Here is a 19,801-nt window from a genome sequence, read left to right as displayed (position 1 = left end):
ACAAAGGAATGGACCTCTTGGAGCAATTCGTTTAAGCTTCCTTAAACATTCCGCAAAATTTGCACGACTTGAACTTTCAAGACAAGAACCAGAACTTGAGAAATACTCGGTTAATCCACCTGAATCACCGTTTTAAAAATTAAACTGGGCAATTAAATGCTTTCACAGGTTTTGAGCGCTTCAACTTTCGGGATAGAGGCATTCATCGTTAAAGTTGAAACTCACATTGAACAAGCGTTATTTGCATTTACAATTGTTGGCTTGCCCGATAGCTCAGTAAAAGAAAGCCGTGAAAGAGTAAACGCTGCTATAAAAAATTCAGGCTTCAAATTTCCAAACAAAAAAATAACTGTAAATTTAGCGCCAGCAGACATAAAAAAGGAAGGTTCACAATTTGACCTCCCAATTGCCATCGGAATTCTCTCCGCAACTGAACAAATTCAATCTGACATCCTTGATCAATTCATAATTCTTGGTGAGCTTGCGCTTGACGGGACACTAAGACCAATACACGGTGCACTTCCAATTGCAATTTCCGCTAAAAACTCCGGCTTGAAAGGCATAATTTTACCAAAAGAAAATGCAAAGGAAGCAGCGATCGTCTCGGAAATTGAAGTTTATCCAATGAGCTCACTTTCCGAAGTTGTTAATTTCTTAAACGGCGAACATCAACTTTTGAATCCTTTCAAAATTGACTTAAACGAAATTTTCAATCAAGAAAGTAAATACACTGTTGACTTTTCAGATGTAAAAGGGCAGGAAAATGTTAAGCGTGCTCTTGAAATAGCTGCTGCTGGCGGACACAATGTCATAATGATAGGACCTCCCGGAAGTGGAAAAACAATGCTTGCAAAACGACTTCCAACAATTTTACCACCGATGACGCTTGATGAAGCCCTTGAGACGACAAAAATTCACTCCGTTGCTGGACTTTTACCACCAGATACAGCCCTTGTTGCAACTCGTCCATTTAGAGCTCCTCATCATACGATTTCAGACTCCGCCCTCGTTGGTGGTGGCACAATCCCAAGACCTGGTGAAATATCTCTGGCTCATCACGGAGTTTTGTTTCTTGATGAGCTCCCAGAGTTTAACAGAAACGTTCTTGAAGTTTTAAGGCAACCTCTTGAAGATAAAAAAGTCACAATAAGCAGAACGAAAATGACCGTTGAATATCCCGCAAACTTTATGCTCGTCTGCGCCATGAACCCATGCCCGTGTGGAAATCTTGGCAACCCATACCAGCAATGCACCTGCACACCATCTCAAATTCAAAAATATATGGGCAAAATCTCCGGACCACTCCTTGATAGAATTGATATACACATTGAAGTCCCAACTGTGAAGTATTCAGAACTTGCAAGCAAAACGACAGGCGAAACCTCCGCTCAAATAAGAGAAAGAGTTGTAAGAGCAAGGGAAATTCAATTGAGAAGATTTAAAGGCAGAAAAAATCTCTTTAAAAATGCAGATATGCAAACCCGTGAAATTCGTGAATTTTGCCGAATTGATGCTGAAGGTGAAAACATTCTCAAAAATGCGATCACAAAACTCGGCTTATCTGCAAGAGCATATGATAAAATTTTAAAAGTTGCCCGAACAATAGCAGATCTCGCAGGAAGCGAAAACATAAAACCAGAACATCTAAGCGAAGCAATTCAATATAGAAGTTTGGACAGAAATCTTTGGGGAATTACGCCCTGAGATGATCAATTAGCCTTTGCTTTTTAAATTTGTTGCGCTGACTTTTTAAATCAATACCACTTTCAATCAAAATTTTACGAATTGTATTTTGAGAAATTTTTACATTGTAAATTTTTCTCAAAGCCCTCACAATCGTGCTTAAAGTCCAATAATTTTTCTCAATCCCGAATTCAAACGGCGCAAAATTCTTAACAAGGTCAATAATTTTATCTCTATCCTCCCCCATAAACTTCTTTTTCCTTCCCCTTCTTTTCACAATCAAACCATCAACACCATCTTTCTCAAACTGCTTCAAAATATAAAGAACATTTTGTTTTGTAATCCCAACCTCACCAGCTATCTCATTAATTGTTTTCCCCTGATTCCTCAATAGAACTACTCTCGCTTTACGATAAAGAGTTAAATTTTCCTCTTTGGATTCCTCTGCTATCTTTAAAAGTTTGACAATTTCCTCATCCCTTAACAGACGAAAATCTTTTTTCCGCATTTTCAAACAAAATTTAATTTCTCTCTTCTGAAAAATTATAAAAAAGCCACAAATTTTGAAACTTCTCAACCCCTCTTGACTTTATACAAAATCCTATTTATATTTTCGTTGTAAAATGTTAAGTTTTGAAATTTTGCTTATTTATCGCCTTTGATGGACAGTGTAAAGAGCGGAACTAAGTGGGAAAAGCGGGATCAATGAAATAAGTTTAAAACCTCGCTCTAAAAATAAAGCAATTTAAAAACTATGGCGGATTATAAGCTCAAACTGAAAGCTTTACTGCATGACCCACCAGATAAGTTTCTTCATCTAAAATCACATGAAAAAATAGCAGATGAATTGTTTAAAAACCTGTTTACCGAAACACCCCATGTTAATGAAGCTATCTTGGCAGATAGACTTGCCTCCGCTTTAAGTAGAATCATTGTCGCTCCAAATTTTGACGACGAAAATAAAAGAAACGAATTTGAAAAAGTATCTCAGGTGATTGATTTAAAGGAGGCTGAATTTATAGATATTTTCTCCGAGCAAAAATCAAGTATTGAGTCTCCACAAAGCCACGAAGAAGTTAAAAACTTATTTGAAAATCTTGGGAAATTAACTTTTCAAGACCAACAAGAAAGAGCTAAATTTATTTTTCTTTTCTTTTGGCGTTTTTTACCTGAAATTTTTCCTTGGATAGATAAACATCCAGCAGACACAAGAGCTCCAAATCATTCAATTTACGACCATTTAGTTCAAACTTCTGCTATTGTTTCTGCTTTACCAAAACCAGCATTCTTACTATTTACAATTTCTCCCGTTCAAGAATTTATCTCAAAAGCAAGAAAAACTTCCGATTTGTGGGCAGGTAGTTATATGCTTTCGTATTTCATATATAAATGTATTGAAGTAGTGATGGAAAAACTTGGACCTGATAATGTTATATTCCCAAATCTTTTAGGACAACCAACGGTTGATAGATGGCTTTATGAGAAGTTTAAAGGTTCTCCTATAACTCAAAGTTTCTCTAATGAAAATTATTTTAGAAAATTCATAGATAATGCTTTTTCTGATGAAAAACTCACAATCGCAAACTTTCCAAATAGATTTTTAGCAATTATTCCTTATGATAATAGTTTAGCAAAAGAAGTTGAAGAAGCTTTTAGAAATGAATTAGAAGAAATTTCTGAAAAAGTTTGTGATGAAATTTTAAAATCTCTTAAAGATGAAAAACAAAATTCGGCAAATCAAAATCAAGTATTAAAAAACCAAATTTTATCGCAAATCAAAAATCATCTTTTTAACTATTTCCAAGCATATTGGGTAGTTTTGCCTTGGACAAATGATACTCAAAATTATAGTCCAAATGAAGCTCTTGAAGATTATGGTAAATTGATTTCAAATAACAACGAGCTTTATCAGACGGTTCAAACTATCATAAACCATCCTTATTATAAACCTGCAAATGTTGGTTCTGCTTATTCTTTATTATTAGAACTTACCGAAAAACTCCTCGGAGCAAGAAAATCAATAAGAAATGTTTTAAAAGAAAATTATTATGAAAGTAGAGGTGAAAAATGTCATTTATGTGGCGAATTTGAGGTTTTGGATATAGATTGGAATAATTTGAGGAAAAATAAACCAGAATTAGTGAAAGAAGGCGAAAGACTCTGCGGTGTTTGCATAACAAAAAGATTATTCCCTGAAATTATAAAAGAAAAATTTATCTTATCGGATCCTGTTAAATTTCCCTCAACTTCTGAAATGGCAAGTATTGGAGGAAAAAGAAGATTAAACGATAGTTTAAAGAATGATCTGAAAAACAAAATTGAGCCTTTCCTTAATAAATACCCTGCCATACCAAAAACTATCTCCGTTCCAAAATTAAAAAACGACCCACTTTACAACATAGACGGGCAATTTTTAATGGAAGAAACTTATAGAGCTGATTATTTTGAAAAGGAATATGGAGTTAAAGTAAGTGAAAATGATTTTAAGGATATTTTGGAAACTTTGAGAAAGTATAACATTAACCCATCCAAATACTACGCCATTTTACAAATGGATGGAGATAATATGGGTAAATGGTTAAAAGGCGAATTTAATCCAAAAATAAAAGATACAATTCATCCAAAAGTAGTCGATGCTTTAATATCGTATAGCGAAGATAAAGAACTTAAAAGACTTCTCTTCTCTAAACATCCAAATTCCCCATCAATTCACCAAGCATTTTCAAGACGACTTTCACAATTTGCTATTGAAGAAGTTAGAAAAATTGTTGAAGATGAGCATTATGGAAAACTTATTTATGCAGGTGGTGATGATATTTTGGCATTCTTGCCAATTGAAGAAGTTTTAAGTTGTGCTTATGATTTACAAATAAATTTTAAAAAAGTGTTAAGTCCAAAGGCAAGTATGAGTGCTGGAATAGTTATAGTTCATCATAAATATCCATTATACCTTGCCTTAAAGGAAGTAAGAGATGCTGAAAAAATGGCAAAGAAAACATTCCAAAAAGATGCCTTTTGTATAAGAGTTATCTCTCATTCAGGTGAAATTAGAGATGCGGGCGGAAAGTGGGAGTTGATTAAATTTATAGAAGATTTAATTTGTAAGTTCAGAAATGAGCAAATTCCATCTACTTTTGCAAAAGAATTTTCAGAAGTTTATGAAAGTGAAAAAATAGAAAATAAAGAACTTTTGAAAGTTGAACTTAAACGGATTTATTTTAGAAAGAGGGTTGAAGATAAAGATTACATCAACAAAATCATAGAGCAGTTTGAAAACTACAACTTTGATGTTAAATACTTTGTCAATCTCTTTTTAATTTCAAAATTTTTATCAAGGGAGGTGAGAATATGATGAGAACTTTTAATCTAAAATGTAAAATCATAACACCTTTGTTTCTTGGTGGAGCAAAACAACAGGCAGAGTTGAGAACTCAAAGCATAAATGGAATTTTAAGATGGTGGTTCAGAATTGCCGGTGGTTCTATTGAAGATGAAAGAAGGATTTTTGGATGGGGTGGAGAAGGGGCAAATCAGGGATTGGTGAGGATGAGTTTAGGTAAAGAAGAATTCAATAAAGCTTTTTTGGAAAAAGAGATAGAAAGAACAGAAAAAGAAATGGAAGAAACAGAAGAAAAACTGAAAGAAGAAAAAAATCATGAAGAAAAACAAGAATTACAAAAAAAGTTAAATAGTTTAAAGGAAAGATTAGATCAGCTTACTCAAATAAAAAATAAAATTGAGGAGTTTTTATCCAAATCAGAAAATGAACGGATTAAAGAGATAGTGAAATACTTCTATTTTATTTATTATCCCATTTATCTCAAATTAGAAGGATACTCTTATTTAGGATTTTCATTAAAGGCTAATCAGAGAGAATTGATTCCAGAAGATACAACCTTTACCTTAACCATTCGCTTCCATCCCAAATCAACCGATGAAGATATTAAAAAATTCTTCTGTGCTTTGTGGCTTGCTTTTAATCTTGGAAATTTCGGAAGTAGAAGTAGAAGAGGTTTGGGGTCAGTAATGATTGAAGAAATTAAAGGAGATTTTCCAAATAATTTTAATCTTAAATTTAAACCCGAAGATAACATTGAGAAATGGTTGAAAGAACAATTGAATTATATAAAGAGTTTAGGATTTTGGCAGGCAAGGAACGATATCCCCTTTGTATTTTCTGAAAATTTCAAAATTTATAAGGTTGAAAAAGAAAACTTCAAGAAATGGGGAGATTGGGTTGAAAAAGTTCAGAGCGGTAGAAGTGGAAGATACCTTAAAAACTCTTGGGGCTTGAAACAAATAATTAATTGGCAAGAAATTCTCGACTTTATGGGATTTTTGCTTATGGCTTTTAGAAGTTATAGAAATCCTGATTACCAGAATGCTAAAAATATATTACAGGGAAATAGAACAAACAATTTATTTGAACGCCCAATTTTTGGATTGCCTTTGAATTTCTTTTATTCAAGTATAAACAAAAAAGGTCAAGTTAATTTAATTAATTTAAAACAAGGAAATGAAAACCTTCGCCGTGCCTCTCCGTTGATGTTTAAAATTTTAAAATTTGGTAATAATTATGAAGGATTTTTTATAGTCGCAAAGTCAAAGTTTATGCCAGGTGAGTCAAAACTTGTTTTTAGTGGTGTGGATGTTAATCTTCCTTCAAATAAATGGAAAGCTTTAGATGAGTTTATTAAAGCTCTACTAGAAGAGTATAACATCATAAAGGAGGTTAAGATATGCTCAAATTCAAAATAAAACCTTATGATGTTCTATTCTTTGGAAGTGGGAAGCCTTTTAATCTTGGAGATACTGCAAGGTCTATTTTTCCTCCTTTTCCTCACACTTTCGCAGGTGCTATATGCTCAAAAATTTATTGGAAATATAAAATAGACATTACGAAAATTCTCAAAGATGTTTATGGTCCATTTCTCTATAATGAAAAGGATAAAAAAATCTACTTTCCTAAACCTGCTGATATTTACACAGAAAAAAAAGAAAAAGATGATAAAATTTATCTTCTGAAATTTAAAAATGAAAATCATAAACTTTTTAATCCAAAGAATACAAACAAACCAAATCCAATTGAAAATTTTGCTGTTTATTTTGGAGATAAAGAGGTTGAAGGTTTTGAGGGATTTATAAGTCAAGATGGTCTTAAAGAATGGTTAAATGGAAAAATTCCAGATAAAAATGAAATTCTAAAATTCGGCGATGTTTTTGAGCATGAAAATAGAGTTGGGATAAAGCAAGAAATGAGTTATCACACAGTCGTTCAGGAGGATGGACTTTATAGAATTGATTTTTTGAGATTGAAGGATAATTGGAGCTTTGTTTTTTGGGTTGATTTTGATGATAATGAGCTAAAAAAGTTGGTCTTGATGAAAATAAAATTCTTGATCTCTTTAATAAAGAACCAAAAGCATTAAAACTTGGCGGTGAAATGAGAAGTGCTTATTATGAAGTTGAAATTTCTGATATAAAAAATCTACTTGGGCAAGCATTAAAAGTAAATCAAGGAGATATAATAAAAATCCTTTTCTTAACACCTGCTACATTTTCAAATTCAGGAAATAATATTTTGCCTTCAATAAGTGGAATAAAAATTAAATCACTCGTTTCAAATGGTTTTGTAAATTTAGCAATAGATTCAAAAGGACTCGGATTAAATAAATTTGTAAAAAAGGGACTAAAAGCAGGAAGTGTTATTTATGCAGAGGTTGATAATAATTTCTCTCATAATTCATTTTGGCTTAAATTTTTAGAAAGAGATAAAAACTTTATAGGTTCAAATTTGGTGATATATGGGAAGTTTTAAAATTTTAAACAAAAGGAGGTTAAACTATGTATAAGCAAAAAGGATACCTTACATTTTATGCGCTAACACCAATACATATGGGTTCAGGTCAAAGTGTATCATTTGTTGATAATGTTGTTCAAAGAGAAAGGCACACATCTTATCCTACGCTATGGTCAAGTGGTATAAAGGGTGTTGTAAGAGAGTTTGCTTATAGAGTTTGGAATGATAAAGATAAAGTGAATACCGTTTTTGGTCCAGAAGATGGTTCAAACCAATATGCAAGCTGTATAAGTATAACTGATGCAAGAATTCTTCTATTTCCTGTCCGTTCTGTAAAAGGAACATTTGCTTGGATTACTTGTCCATTTGTTTTAAAGAGATTAAAAGAGGATTTAAAGAGTATTGGGAAGATTGATTGGCCAAAGAAAAATAATTCTGAAATTGAGATTACTTCACTACCTATAAAGCAGAACGATAAGGAAATACAAGTTTTGATAAAAAAAGATAGCGAATTGAAAATAAAAAGCGAACAAGTTGCTTTTGAAGAATTTGTTTTTAATGCAAAAGAAGAGGAAGACATTGAGAAAATAGCAAAATATATTTATGACAATTTACTGCCAAAAACCGAATTTGATGAAGACTTCTTCAAAAATCATTTTGCAATTGTTTCAGATGATGTTTTTAAGGATTTTGTAAATTATGCTGTTGAAATTAGGACAAGGATTAGAATTGACCAAACAACAGGAACTGTTGAGAAAGGTGCTTTATTTACTGAGGAGTTAATTCCTTCTGAAAGTGTTTTTTATAGTTTGGTTTTTATAAGTGAGCCACATTTCGGAATTGATGGGGAGTTATATGAAAGGTTAAAAAATGAGAGAGAAAGTTTAAAGCAACAAAGTCAACCCAATTACAATTGGGATCAAGATATTAAAAATAAAATTCCCAATTGGGAAAATTCTCAAAATCCTAATGATAAAGATTTTGCAAAGAATTTGAAGGATTTAAAAGATAAAGAGAAAAGACTTCAAGATGCTTGGAATAAAAACTACTTTACAGATAGTGAAGTAATGGGAAAGATTGAGAAATTGTTTAATCAGAAATCTCAAATCCTTCAACTTGGTGGTGATGAAACGCTTGGAAAAGGATTTGTAAAAGTAAAGTTTGAACGTATTAACACTAATCAATGAGGTCAAAGCTATGGCAGTCAAAACCCTTGAACAAGAAATAGCAAAATTTGCTTATGAAATTGTGAAAAATTCAGGTGAAAGTGAAAAGAGAGAATTTAAAAAACTTCCAAATCTTATAATGACAAATGGACTTATTCCGACACTTGCTTATTATAAAGATGATAAAAAGCCTTATAAGATGGAAGTTTATAGAACAATTTTGAAATGGATAAAAGAAGAAAAGAAATTAATACAAAATGAAAATTTGGATGAACTTCTTAACGCCGATTCACAAACTTTAAGAAAAGCAACACTTGAAGCGCTAAAACTTTCAAATTATTTGAAAAGATTTTCTGAAATGTAAAGGAGGTTAAACTATGAGTGGTGTTATAAAAACAAAACATCAAGAAGTAGCAGAACTTTCTTTGGAATGTGTAAGGAGGATAAAAGAAACCAATGACAAAAATTATATAAAAAATTATTCTTCTTATATCAAGCGACTACCCTCTACAATTGTTAATAACGGCTTAATTCCGGCGTTGGCATTTTATAAATCAAAAGGAGGAGAAAGGGGGCAGATTTTTCAAGATGTTTCTGAAATTTTAGAAAAATTAGAATTTAAACCATATTTAGATTGGAAAAACAATTCTCAAAATCAAAACAAAGACCTACTTGAATTTCTATTTGAAACTGACCCTCAAAAATTAAGACTTACTACAAATGAAATTTTAAACATAGCAACATGGCTTAAAAGAATGGCAGAAATAGAATTAAAAGTTGAGGATTGAAATGATTAAAAATAAAAAACTTCTTCAAAATTTTGAAAAATGGATTGTCAGAAAATCGGCGTTTGAAAAATTGTCGCAAGAAAACCTTATAGAAAGGTTTAAAAAAAGTTAAAAAGGAGGTTGAAAGATGAAAGAAGAAAGGTTTAAAATAGAAGGTGAAGTTTGGTTCGGCGGAGCTAAGAATTTTAAGCGGGATATAAGTGTCCAAGAGCGAAAAGAAAGGGAAGCAAAGGAAAAGTTCATAGATAAGATTAAAGAAGTCTTTAAAGAAAGTTTTTGTGAAAAATTATTAAATCAACAGAAAAATGAAGAGAAATTCGTTTGTTGGTCAAATTTAATTTTAATTCTGAACAAATATGTTCCTATTGTTTATGCTCGCGTTTCAAATAAAAAGAATCAAGGCGAAGACTCTATATGGCTAAATTACGCTGTTGGAGAAGAAAGCAAAAAAGTATTTTTAGATGTCTTAATTGAAACTTTTAATAATTCGTTTTATTTTAAACAAAGTTTAGAATCTCTCAAAAAAAGAATTGAAGTAAAAATCCAAATTCTTGAAAATCAACACTATGAGAAAATACCCGTTCAACCTTTAAAAACCCAATCTTGTTTAATTATTGGACTTGGCTCACAGCATGTCCTTGAAACTTCAATAACATTACATCATATTTTTGGCGTGCCTTATATTCCAGGAAGTGCTTTAAAAGGTGTTTGTAGAGCGGTTGTATTTTGGAAGTTGGCAGAAGATAAGAGAATTCAAAATAATCAAAATGAGTTAGAAGAATTTCAGAAAAAATTTTACGGAGAACTCGCCAAAGATGATGAAGAAATTTTAAAATACCAAATTCTTTTTGGAGCTCAAAACTTCAAAGGATTATTGTTATTCCTTGATGCCTATCCATATCCAACAGAAAATAATTCTCAAATTTTTGACCTTGATGTAATGAATGTTCATTATCCAAGTTATTATGAAGGAAGTGGTACTCCTGGTGATTGGGAGAATCCAAGACCTATTTTCTTTTTAGTGGTAAAAGAAGGAGTTGAATTTCAATTTAATGTTTTGTTTGATAAGTTTAGGGCAGAAGAAATTTTAAAAATGACCGATGAGGAGTTGAAAAAGAATGGACTCCCAGAAAAAATCAAAGAGCTCACTTCTAATTTGCTTAATTCTAACTTAAAGAATGAGATGGAATATATTTTAAAACAAGCCATTTCGGAATTCGGTGTTGGTTCAAAAACAAGACTTGGCTATGGATTATTTCAAGAAATTCAATAAAAATTAAATTAATATGAACAAATATGAACAAAATTTTAATAGCAGTTTGGGGTAATCCCACAGGATGGAAAGAAGTAAAGTATAAGTATTCAAACAAAGAGCATATTGCAAAAAGTCCTCTACCTTTGATAAAAGATGTTGAAAATCCAGACAAAATTATCATCATCTGCGTGGATACCTTGAGCGATGACAAGATTGATAAAACAAATTCTCTCAATTACAAAGATTTAAAATCAACTGCAGAAAAAATTATTTCAGAATTTTGCGCAGAAAATTTTGGATGGAAACCAGATAAAATTATTGTCGGATATGGCTTTGGCGAATTTAACAAAACAAAATTTTTTGGGAACCCAACCGACTTTTATTACCAGATCTTCAAAGAACTCCTTTACTCTTTTCAAGAATACATAAGTTTTGAACGCAAAGAAATTGAAGTAGTTTTTGATGTGTCACATGGCATAAACTTTACAATAGTGCTGTCGTTGAACGCTTTAAGAGAAATTTTAAAGATTCTCTCTTATGCTTTTGATGTTAAATTGAAAATTCTAAACTCAGATCCATTTATTGGCAGGAAAAATCCACCAGATCCTGAATTAAACATCGGTAGAATTGCAAAATTAGTTATAAAATGCCCACGAAAAGACTCCCCAGATATTGAATTAAACATAAATATCATTGAGTATTCACAAATTCTGCCCGGATTAACAGCGTATAAAACTCAAAAAAGAGCAGTTGAATTTCTTGACGGGAAAGACGCACAGCAACATTACCGAGAAATTGAAAATTTCAAATTGGGCGATGAAATTTTAGTTTTTCTTTCTTCCTTGATCTTTGCAACACCAATTTTCACTTTCAACTATCTCCCAGATCATAGCGAGTTGCGAAAGAAAATTGATGAGATTTGCAGTAAGTTTGAGGAATTTATAACCATATCGCAAGCGAGTAAAACTGAAATTAAAAGAAGATTGAGTTTTCAAGTTGGGTTTGAAAACCTTCTAAAAGCATATTTATTCGGGTGGATATTAGATAATCTCGGCTTCAAAAAATCAAATTATGCGATGCTCAATCAGGTTAAAGAATTTACAGATAAAATTTACGATGAAAAAAAATTTCCGATTGAAAACTACCGGATTGAAAAAGAAATTCAAAAAATAGAAGAAATTAAAAGTTTGTTATCCAATGAATATCAGGTTTATGCTAATCTGATAGAATCAAAATCAGGCGAGCAGAGAAGTGATAAAAAACTTTACACAAAGGAGATTGACAAAAGAAATTTCTTTGCGCACGCAGGATTTGAATATAATACGATTAAATTGAGGAAAAATTCTAACGATGAAATTGAAATAATTCTAAACGATGAGCGTAATGAAAACAAAAGAAAGACAATAAGAAAGATGGCTGAGGAGTTACTCACTGATAGTTTGACAGTCAAAGAGTCATAGCATAAGTTCTGAGCCTATCTTTTTAACTTGACAATTATTTTATCCTGAATTATATTTTAAGCAAAGACAAAATGTGTTTAAGAGATGGACGAGGCGAATCTAAGTATTGAAAAATTTCGCAAAAAGTTTGAAATTGACACACGAACCAGCGTTTTTGAAATTTCCAAAAGCGTTTTGAAAATCTCCGACGAAAGTTTAATTGAACCAGCCCGAGAATTTGCAAAGCATTTCAAATCAAAGATTCGGATAAAACTTCTCCCCGACAAAAATTTAACCTTGAGATATGGAATTTGTAATGTCGGAACAGCGCCTGTCTTTAAAGAACCATCAATGAAAAGCGAACAAACCACGCAAATTATACTTGGAGAGACATTTGATGTGCTTGAAATTTTCCGAGATGAATGGATAAGATTGAGATTGCATTTTGATGGATACATTGGCTGGGTTTATAAACCATATGTTGTTTTGATAGATGAGAAAAAGTTTGAGGAGTATAGGCAAAGACCAAAAGTTGAATTCGTAGGTAATTCTGGATTTGTTTATTCAAAACCGAACAAAGATTCGCTAACTTTAAGGGATATCGTCGCTTGCTCTGTTTTAGGATATCTGGGTATAAAAGATGGATGGAGCAGGGTAGAACTTCCAGATGGGACAATTGGCTGGGTTGATATAAACTTTATCGTCGTATTCCCAAAGAATAAACCAAGAAGAAATTTACCTGATAAAATAATAGAAACAGCGAAAAGATTCCTCGGCGTGTCTTATCTATGGGGTGGAAAGACGCCAAAAGGATTTGATTGTTCTGGTTTTGTTCAAACTGTTTTCAGAATAAATGGAATTTATCTTCCACGGGATTCGGATATGCAGTGGAAAATTGGAAAGTATGTTGGGAAAAATTTTGATAAATTTCAAAAGGGTGATCTTTTGTTTTTCAGTTCAGATGGTAAAAGGATAACGCATGTTGGAATTTACACTGGAAAAGATAAGGAGATAATTCATTCATCTGGGTTTGTCAGAATAAATAGTTTTGATAGAAAAAGCAACCTGTTTAGCGAGCGACTTGTGAGAACTTTTGTCGGTGCAAGAAGAGTTTTATAAGTTAAAAAGAGCAAATTTAAAATTTTAATACGGAGGTGAATTAAATTCAGAAACGAAGCACCGTTCAAATTTCGGTTTTACGAGGAAAAGGAAAAGCAATCTTCATCAAATCCACTACACAAGAAAGTCCTCGTATTGAATCAAAATTATGAGCCAATGAGCATCTGCCCTGTTAAAAAAGCAATTGCTTTGCTTTATTTGGGAAAAGCAGAACTTGTTGCAGCAAGAGAAGGGCAGTATATAAGGTCTGTTTCGTATTCAATTCCATTTCCAAGTGTTGTGAGATTATCGTATTATATCCATATGCCTTATCGCAGAGTAATTTTGACGAGAAAAAATATTCTCAAGCGTGACAATTACAGATGTCAATATTGTGGACGCACGGGAGTTCCTCTTACGGTTGACCATGTTATTCCAAAGTCAAGAGGTGGAGAGGATACTTGGGAAAACCTCGTTTGCGCTTGTATTCAGTGTAATAACAAGAAAGGTGATAGGACACCTGAGGAAGCCGGGATGAAACTATTGCGTAAGCCGATGCGACCGAATCCGATACTTTTTATCAAAAATTTCGTCGGTGAAATTGACGAACATTGGAAGCCGTATCTCTTCCTATAAAAATTTTGGGCGGGATTTTTCCCGCCTTCCTTCCTTAGGAATTCCCCAAGTTAAAACATTTGATAATAAGTTGCAGATTTGATATATTTTTGGAAAAACAAAAACAAAAGATAAATGATTTTCAAAAAGCGAACCCACACTTGCGGTGAATTAAGAGCAAGTGATATAGGGAAAATTGTAACTTTAAATGGATGGGTTGATAGAAGAAGAGACCTTGGGGGATTAATTTTTATTGATTTGAGAGACAGATACGGAAAAACGCAAATCGTTTTTTCACCACAACATAATTATGAAGCGTTTCAAATTGCAAAGGAGTTAAAATCCGAATATGTAATTTCCGTCACGGGCAAAGTTGAACGAAGACCAAAAGGCGCAGAAAATCCATCAATTCCAACGGGGGAAATTGATGTCCTTGCTGATGAAGTTCAAATTTTAAGCAAGTCAGAAACACCACCTTTTTTGATTGAAGATGACATAAATGTTTCCGAAGAACTTCGCTTGAAATATAGATACCTTGATTTACGAAGACCTATTATGCAAGCAAATCTTATAACACGACACAAGATGGCACAAATTGTTAGAAGATATTTTGACGAAAATAATTTTCTTGAAATAGAGACATCATTTCTTGTCAAAAGCACACCCGAAGGAGCAAGAGATTTTCTCGTCCCAAGCAGAATTCACCCAGGAAAATTTTATGCACTTCCACAATCCCCACAACTTTACAAACAAATTTTAATGGTTGCTGGATTTGATAGATACTTCCAAATCGTTAAGTGTTTCAGAGATGAAGATTTAAGAGCAGATAGACAACCCGAATTTACGCAAATTGATATTGAAATGTCATTCGTCACGGAAGAAGATGTTTTTAACATCGTTGAAGGTTTGATGGCACGATTGTTCAAGGAGATAAAAGGCATTGAAATTCCAACGCCATTCCCGAGGATAACATATAAAGAAGCGATTGAGACATACGGGACTGATAAACCAGATTTGAGATTTGATTTGAAGATCGTAAATGTGACTGAAATTTTTAAAACGACTGAATTTAAAATTTTCAGAGAGACGATAGAGAAAGGCGGAATAATCTGTGGATTAAATCTTAAAGGTTGTGCTAATTATTCAAGGAAACAAATTGACGAATTGACGACGCTTGCAAAAAATTACGGTGCTGGTGGGCTCGTTCATTTTAAAGTTGAAAATGGCGAGATTGATTCACCCGTTGCAAAATACTTTTCAAAACTTTCACTTCAAAAGTTGAAAGAGAAAATGGATGCAAACGATGGCGACTTGATGATTCTCGTTTCCGACGAACCTCAAAAAGTTTATTCAATACTTGGGAATATGCGAATTGAATTGGGGAGGAAATTAAATTTGATTGATGAAGATGAATTTAAACTTGCTTGGATTGTTGATTTTCCACTTCTTGAATGGGATGGGGAAGAAAATCGCTGGGTTTCGGTTCATCATCCTTTCACATCTCCAAAGCTTGAGGATATACAACTTCTTGACACAGATCCTGGGAAAGTTAGAGCAAGGGCATACGATCTTGTTTTAAACGGAAATGAAATCGCGGGTGGAAGTATAAGAATACACGATGCGCAGCTTCAGGAGAAAATTTTCAGATTACTTGGAATTTCAGATGAGGAAGCAAGGAAGAAATTTGGTTTTTTGCTTGAAGCTTTTAAATACGGACCGCCACCGCACGGTGGAATTGCTTTTGGATTTGATCGTCTTGTGATGATCTTTACAGGGATGAAATCAATTCGTGATGTCATTGCATTCCCGAAGACAAGCAGTGCAATTTCACTTATGGACGAAGCCCCATCCGAAGTTGACCCGAAACAACTTGAAGAACTTCACATTCAGATAAAACGAGAAGATTGATGCACAAATATACCGGGATTCTTGTAAGCCACACTCATTGGGATAGAGCATGGTATTGGTCTTTTCAATTGATGAGAGCAAGATTGGTTGAAGTGATTGATCAAATCCTTGATGTCCTTGAATCCGATAAAAATTTCAAATGTTTTGTTCTTGACGGTCAAACTGCCATAATTGAAGATTATCTTGAAGTTAAACCAGAAAACAGAGAAAGGATAAAAAGGCTTGTAAGCAAGAAAAAACTTGTAATCGGTCCGTGGTATGTTTTGATGGATGAATTTCTTGAAAGTCCAGAGGCGATGATAAGAAATCTTTTGCTTGGGAAAAGAGTTTGCGATGAACTTGGAACAACGATGAAAGAAGGTTATATTCCCGACTCTTTTGGTCATATTGTGAGTTTGCCGAAAATTTTAGTTGGATTCGGAATTCGTTCGGTCATTTTCACAAGAGGAATGGGGAAGGAATATGAAGAACTTGGAAATGAATTCTGGTGGGAAGCATCTGATGGAAGCAAAGTTTTAGCAATTTATCAGAGAGATGGATATTGGAACGCTGGTTGTTTAGGTTTTGACTATGGATGGGGAGATTACAGATTTGAAAAACCAGATTTTAAAACTGCGCTTGAAAAAATTAAAAGATCGTTTGAAAAATTAAAGCAAGGTGCGAAAACAAAATTTATACTTTTCAACAATGGAACAGACCACGCACCAATCCAGCCAGAGATACCCGAGATTTTAAAATTCATAAACAAAAACTTGAACGAATTAAAATTAATTCACGGAAGTTTTTCCGACTTCGTTGATTGTGTGTTAAGTTCAAAATCAAATTTAAAAACATTTAAAGGGGAACTTAACAAAAATTATCACCATCTCATCGTTCAAAGTGTTTATTCAACGAGAATTTATCTCAAGCAAAAAAACTTTTTGTGTCAATCTTTGCTTGAAAAATATGCCGAACCTTTATCAGCAATTCTTTTTGTTGAAACAGGGGAAAACTTTGCACCTTTGATATTGACTGCGTGGAAAACTTTGCTCAAAAATCATCCGCACGATGACATCTGCGGTTGCGGTGTTGATGAAATCCACAAAGATATGGAAAACAGGTTCAAGCAAGTTGAGGAACTGGCAAAATTTATAATTTGGCAAGCAAGCGATAGAATTTCTTCAATGGTGAAAACTCAAAAAGACGCTGAAATACTTTTCGTTTTTAACCCGCTTAACTTTGAAATAAAAGAAATTGTCAAAGCAAAACTTTATCTTGATGAGCAAAAATTCAAAAATGGATTTAAACTTCTTGACACCAATGGCAATGAGATAGAGTTCAAAATTACATCACGAGAGCGTGAGTTTGTAATGGGAATTTTAAAAGGTGATTTCAAAAATGTTTTTGAGATTGAATTTATCTCGGATTTGCCAGCATTTGGTTATAAAATTTTTTACATCGTTCCAGAAAAATCGGAAAAAAACTTCACAATACAATCGCAAAGTCAAAGAGTAAAACATGCAGTTATTGAAAACGAATTTTTCAAGGTTAAAGTATCAGAAGATGGAACATTTGAGATTGAAGACAAAAGAAATGGAGCGGTTTATAAAAATTTGAATTTATTTGAAGATGATGAAGACGCTGGCGATGAATACACCTACTCACACGCAGAAAATTGCCAGAAAATTTACAGCACCGATTTTAAGCCAAAAATTTCAATTTTTGAAAAAACTTCTTTTAAAAACACGATAAAAATTGAATATGAATTTAAACTCCCGAAATCTCTCACGAGCGATTTCAAAAGAAGAGAAGAGGAAAGAGTTGTCTGCAAATTGAGAACATTTGTAACTTTATACGCTGGAATTGATAGAGTTGATGTAAAGACCGAATTTGAAAACAATGTCAAAGATCATAGATTAAGGGTTTTATTTCCAACAGGAATCAGGACGAAGTCGCACTTTGTTGATGCTCATTTTGAAATTCTTAAAAGATTAAATCCTTATCTTGACGCAGAAGTTTTAAATCCAAATGAAAAACCATATACGACACGCCATCAAAATGCTTTTGTTTGCTTGACAGATGGTTCAATTGGACTTATGATAGCAAATCGTGGATTGCCAGAATATGAAATTTTAAGTTCAGAAAGTGGCGATGTCATAGCATTGACGCTTTTAAGAAGCGTGGGTTATCTTTCAAGAAAAAGTTTGCACAGGGTTCAACAGGCAGGACCACAAATTCAAACTCCAGATGCACAATGCCTTGGGAAACATGTATTTGAATACTCAATTATTCCAATCAACGGCGATTTTAAAAAATCAATACCCAAAGCATATTCATTTGCCTTTGAACCTCTCGCACTTCAAAAATCAGATAATTATCCACATCAAAAAATTCTTGATGAGAGTTTGAGTTTTTTGAAAATTGATTCAGAAAAAATTGTTTTAAGCGCAATTAAAATCGCCGAAGATGGCAAAGGCATCATTGTTAGATTTTACAACATTTCAAGTTCCGAAGAAAAGTTTAATCTCAAACTTTACCGAAAATTCAACATTTTCATCTCAAATTTAAAAGAGGAAAAAATTAAAAAAATAGCAAGTTCAAAAAGCGAAGTTGAATTAACGATAAAAGCGAACGCAATTTTGACTTTGTATTTATCTACTTCGCAAGGATCATCTTAACAGTTTTGCTAAATGTTCCAGAAACCATTCTGCAAAGATAAACTCCCGATGTCACAACTTGACCTGTATCGTTTCTGCCGTCCCAGATGATTTTATGTTTTCCCGCCTCCTTAAATCCTTCAACAAGTGTTTTAATTTCCTGACCGAGAACATTGTAAATTTTTAAACTCACCCACGAATCATACGGCAGTTCATATTCAATTGTTGTTTCAAGATTAAATGGATTTGGATAATTTTGATAAAGTTCAAACTTTTTCGGGATTTCTTCTGTCTTTCCAGCAAATACCACGATTGTTGAGACCTGATTTGAGGGTGCGCTTTCGTTGTGAAGTTTGTCAAATGCAGTTACAACATAATAATAAATTTTGCTTGCATCTGGGATTTGATCTGTAAAACTTATTCTCGTTCCTTCAACAACTGCGACAAGATTTTTTATATCGTTTATATCAACTGGCGAAGTTTCAGACCTGTAAATTGCGTAATACCTCACCGTGTCGGCATCTGCTGGCGTTTCAGGAACACCCCAGACAAGTTCAAAATTTTTATCAGAAATTTTTCGCAGTGTCAAATTAACAGGTGGATTTGGATTTATGTTATCAAGCCAAGGCATCGGATGTATGAAAGCGTAATATCTGTATCTTGAATTTTTCAAGCTGTCAATTAAACCTTTCAGAAGTAAAGATTTATATCTGAAAAATGTATTTCCTTCCGCGCCAACATCTCTTGTTGTGTCAATTTGTGCAAGAATTTCCGAAGCACTCCAATCACCAGAACCGCTTGCCATTCTATAAGCAGCTGAACCTGCGTAAATGTGTCTTCCATAACTGTTGTTTTTCCAATCGCGCACAAGAACATTAAATTTGGGATTGCTTTCTATGTCCCAGTAAATTTGTGGTGAATGATAATCGTGTTTCCCCTCCATAAGCCATCTTCTTGAATCCTGATAAATTGAGCAATATGCCTGCCATCCAGTTGCAACGGGGGTTGTTCCACCCGGACATGAACCACAATTTGTGCTGTAAATATAAACTCCCGACGAATCGCAGATATTTTTGTAAATTCCAATCGGAGCTGAACCAACTTTCACCCACGGCTTTACTTTCTTTATGCTATCATAAACTGCTCTTACAAATTTATTTATGTTTTCTCTTCTCCACTCATCTTTGTTTGGATATTCCCGGGCATAAAGTGCGTATGTGTCGCTATCAGGGAAATCAGGGTTTGGATATCTTATGAAATCAAAATGAATTCCATCAATGTCATAATTTCGGACAAGTTCCATAACGACATTTATCAGGTATTCTCTAACTTCAGGTTTTCCCATGTCAAGCCACCATTCATTGTTTGGTCTGTAATACTTAACATAATCCGGGTGACGCAAAACTATGTGTT

16 protein-coding genes are annotated in these 19,801 nt (G+C 33.3%); 14 read left to right on the top strand and 2 right to left on the bottom strand.

Features of this window, described 5'->3' with window-relative positions; genetic code table 11:
- The first annotated feature begins 156 nt into the window (after positions 1–156).
- Positions 157–1,704 (top strand): YifB family Mg chelatase-like AAA ATPase, encoded by a 1,548-nt coding sequence (locus AWW83_RS08820; protein ID WP_092350966.1) that lies wholly within the window; start codon positions 157–159, stop codon positions 1,702–1,704.
- On the opposite strand, the gene AWW83_RS08815 is transcribed toward AWW83_RS08820, so the two are convergent.
- Positions 1,694–2,191 carry a helix-turn-helix domain-containing protein gene (locus AWW83_RS08815; protein ID WP_143713955.1) on the bottom strand — a complete coding sequence of 166 codons (498 nt, stop codon included), beginning with the start codon at positions 2,189–2,191 and terminating at the stop codon, positions 1,694–1,696. The two genes, AWW83_RS08820 and AWW83_RS08815, sit on opposite strands and share 11 nt — an antisense overlap.
- Before the next feature lie 246 nt (positions 2,192–2,437).
- Here AWW83_RS08815 and cas10 point away from each other — a divergent pair, with 246 nt between their 5' ends.
- From cas10 to AWW83_RS08750, 13 genes are all read left to right on the top strand, one after another.
- Positions 2,438–5,035, top strand: a complete 2,598-nt coding sequence (gene cas10 / locus AWW83_RS08810; RefSeq protein ID WP_092350962.1) for a type III-B CRISPR-associated protein Cas10/Cmr2 — start codon at positions 2,438–2,440, stop codon at positions 5,033–5,035.
- A complete protein-coding gene (gene cmr1, locus AWW83_RS08805) occupies positions 5,032–6,441 on the top strand; it encodes a type III-B CRISPR module RAMP protein Cmr1 (RefSeq protein ID WP_143713954.1) in 1,410 nt (469 codons plus the stop codon). The genes cas10 and cmr1 overlap by 4 nt, the downstream gene beginning before the upstream one ends.
- A complete protein-coding gene (gene cmr3, locus AWW83_RS10160; RefSeq protein WP_092350959.1) occupies positions 6,423–7,112 on the top strand; it encodes a type III-B CRISPR module-associated protein Cmr3 in 690 nt (229 codons plus the stop codon). Before cmr1 ends, cmr3 begins: the two co-directional genes overlap by 19 nt.
- 14 nt (positions 7,113–7,126) lie before the next feature.
- Positions 7,127–7,501 carry a hypothetical protein gene (locus AWW83_RS10155; protein WP_092350957.1) on the top strand — a complete coding sequence of 125 codons (375 nt, stop codon included), beginning with the start codon at positions 7,127–7,129 and terminating at the stop codon, positions 7,499–7,501.
- Between the two features lie 26 nt (positions 7,502–7,527).
- On the top strand, positions 7,528–8,670 hold the full coding sequence (cmr4, locus tag AWW83_RS08790; protein ID WP_092350955.1) for a type III-B CRISPR module RAMP protein Cmr4: 1,143 nt from the start codon (positions 7,528–7,530) through the stop codon (positions 8,668–8,670).
- Positions 8,671–8,680: 10 nt separating this feature from the next.
- Positions 8,681–9,013, top strand: coding sequence for a type III-B CRISPR module-associated protein Cmr5 (gene cmr5 / locus AWW83_RS08785; protein WP_092350953.1), 333 nt, complete (start codon positions 8,681–8,683; stop codon positions 9,011–9,013).
- 13 nt (positions 9,014–9,026) lie between these two features.
- Positions 9,027–9,437 (top strand): type III-B CRISPR module-associated protein Cmr5, encoded by a 411-nt coding sequence (gene cmr5 / locus AWW83_RS08780; RefSeq protein ID WP_092350951.1) that lies wholly within the window; start codon positions 9,027–9,029, stop codon positions 9,435–9,437.
- 127 nt (positions 9,438–9,564) lie between these two features.
- Positions 9,565–10,710 carry a type III-B CRISPR module RAMP protein Cmr6 gene (gene cmr6, locus AWW83_RS08775; RefSeq protein ID WP_092350949.1) on the top strand — a complete coding sequence of 382 codons (1,146 nt, stop codon included), beginning with the start codon at positions 9,565–9,567 and terminating at the stop codon, positions 10,708–10,710.
- A 23-nt stretch (positions 10,711–10,733) separates the two neighbouring features.
- Complete coding sequence (gene csx1, locus AWW83_RS08770; protein ID WP_092350947.1) at positions 10,734–12,152, top strand: CRISPR-associated CARF protein Csx1; 1,419 nt, start codon at positions 10,734–10,736, stop codon at positions 12,150–12,152.
- 84 nt (positions 12,153–12,236) lie between these two features.
- Positions 12,237–13,250 carry a C40 family peptidase gene (locus AWW83_RS08765; RefSeq protein WP_092350945.1) on the top strand — a complete coding sequence of 338 codons (1,014 nt, stop codon included), beginning with the start codon at positions 12,237–12,239 and terminating at the stop codon, positions 13,248–13,250.
- A 156-nt stretch (positions 13,251–13,406) separates the two neighbouring features.
- Positions 13,407–13,865, top strand: coding sequence for an HNH endonuclease (locus AWW83_RS08760; RefSeq protein ID WP_092350943.1), 459 nt, complete (start codon positions 13,407–13,409; stop codon positions 13,863–13,865).
- A 114-nt stretch (positions 13,866–13,979) separates the two neighbouring features.
- On the top strand, positions 13,980–15,752 hold the full coding sequence (aspS, locus tag AWW83_RS08755) for an aspartate--tRNA ligase (RefSeq protein ID WP_092350941.1): 1,773 nt from the start codon (positions 13,980–13,982) through the stop codon (positions 15,750–15,752).
- On the top strand, positions 15,752–18,409 hold the full coding sequence (locus AWW83_RS08750) for an alpha-mannosidase (protein ID WP_092350939.1): 2,658 nt from the start codon (positions 15,752–15,754) through the stop codon (positions 18,407–18,409). Before aspS ends, AWW83_RS08750 begins: the two co-directional genes overlap by 1 nt.
- Here AWW83_RS08750 and AWW83_RS08745 read toward each other — a convergent pair.
- Positions 18,387–19,801, bottom strand: a 1,415-nt coding sequence (locus tag AWW83_RS08745) for a glycoside hydrolase family 10-like protein (RefSeq protein ID WP_092350937.1), incomplete at its 5' end; no start/stop codon positions are given. The genes AWW83_RS08750 and AWW83_RS08745 overlap by 23 nt on opposite strands.

This window comes from Candidatus Chryseopegocella kryptomonas, assembly GCF_001536065.1.
Lineage (GTDB): Bacteria > Bacteroidota > Ignavibacteria > Kryptoniales > Kryptoniaceae > Kryptonium > Kryptonium kryptomonas.
Note: the sequence above shows the minus strand (reverse complement) of the source record. Positions and strands in the feature narration are given on the sequence as shown.

Bases quoted from the DNA above. Each gene is read 5' to 3' on its own strand.
- AWW83_RS08765 (WP_092350945.1), top strand. From the start codon at position 12,237: ATGGACGAGGCGAATCTAAGTATTGAAAAATTTCGCAAAAAGTTTGAA.
- cmr5 (WP_092350951.1), top strand. From the start codon at position 9,027: ATGAGTGGTGTTATAAAAACAAAACATCAAGAAGTAGCAGAACTTTCT.
- cmr5 (WP_092350953.1), top strand. From the start codon at position 8,681: ATGGCAGTCAAAACCCTTGAACAAGAAATAGCAAAATTTGCTTATGAA.
- AWW83_RS10155 (WP_092350957.1), top strand. From the start codon at position 7,127: ATGAGAAGTGCTTATTATGAAGTTGAAATTTCTGATATAAAAAATCTA.
- cmr3 (WP_092350959.1), top strand. From the start codon at position 6,423: ATGCTCAAATTCAAAATAAAACCTTATGATGTTCTATTCTTTGGAAGT.
- aspS (WP_092350941.1), top strand. From the start codon at position 13,980: ATGATTTTCAAAAAGCGAACCCACACTTGCGGTGAATTAAGAGCAAGT.
- cmr4 (WP_092350955.1), top strand. From the start codon at position 7,528: ATGTATAAGCAAAAAGGATACCTTACATTTTATGCGCTAACACCAATA.
- cas10 (WP_092350962.1), top strand. From the start codon at position 2,438: ATGGCGGATTATAAGCTCAAACTGAAAGCTTTACTGCATGACCCACCA.
- cmr6 (WP_092350949.1), top strand. From the start codon at position 9,565: ATGAAAGAAGAAAGGTTTAAAATAGAAGGTGAAGTTTGGTTCGGCGGA.
- csx1 (WP_092350947.1), top strand. From the start codon at position 10,734: ATGAACAAAATTTTAATAGCAGTTTGGGGTAATCCCACAGGATGGAAA.
- AWW83_RS08815 (WP_143713955.1), bottom strand. From the start codon at position 2,191: ATGCGGAAAAAAGATTTTCGTCTGTTAAGGGATGAGGAAATTGTCAAA.
- cmr1 (WP_143713954.1), top strand. From the start codon at position 5,032: ATGATGAGAACTTTTAATCTAAAATGTAAAATCATAACACCTTTGTTT.
- AWW83_RS08760 (WP_092350943.1), top strand. From the start codon at position 13,407: ATGAGCATCTGCCCTGTTAAAAAAGCAATTGCTTTGCTTTATTTGGGA.
- AWW83_RS08750 (WP_092350939.1), top strand. From the start codon at position 15,752: ATGCACAAATATACCGGGATTCTTGTAAGCCACACTCATTGGGATAGA.
- AWW83_RS08820 (WP_092350966.1), top strand. From the start codon at position 157: ATGCTTTCACAGGTTTTGAGCGCTTCAACTTTCGGGATAGAGGCATTC.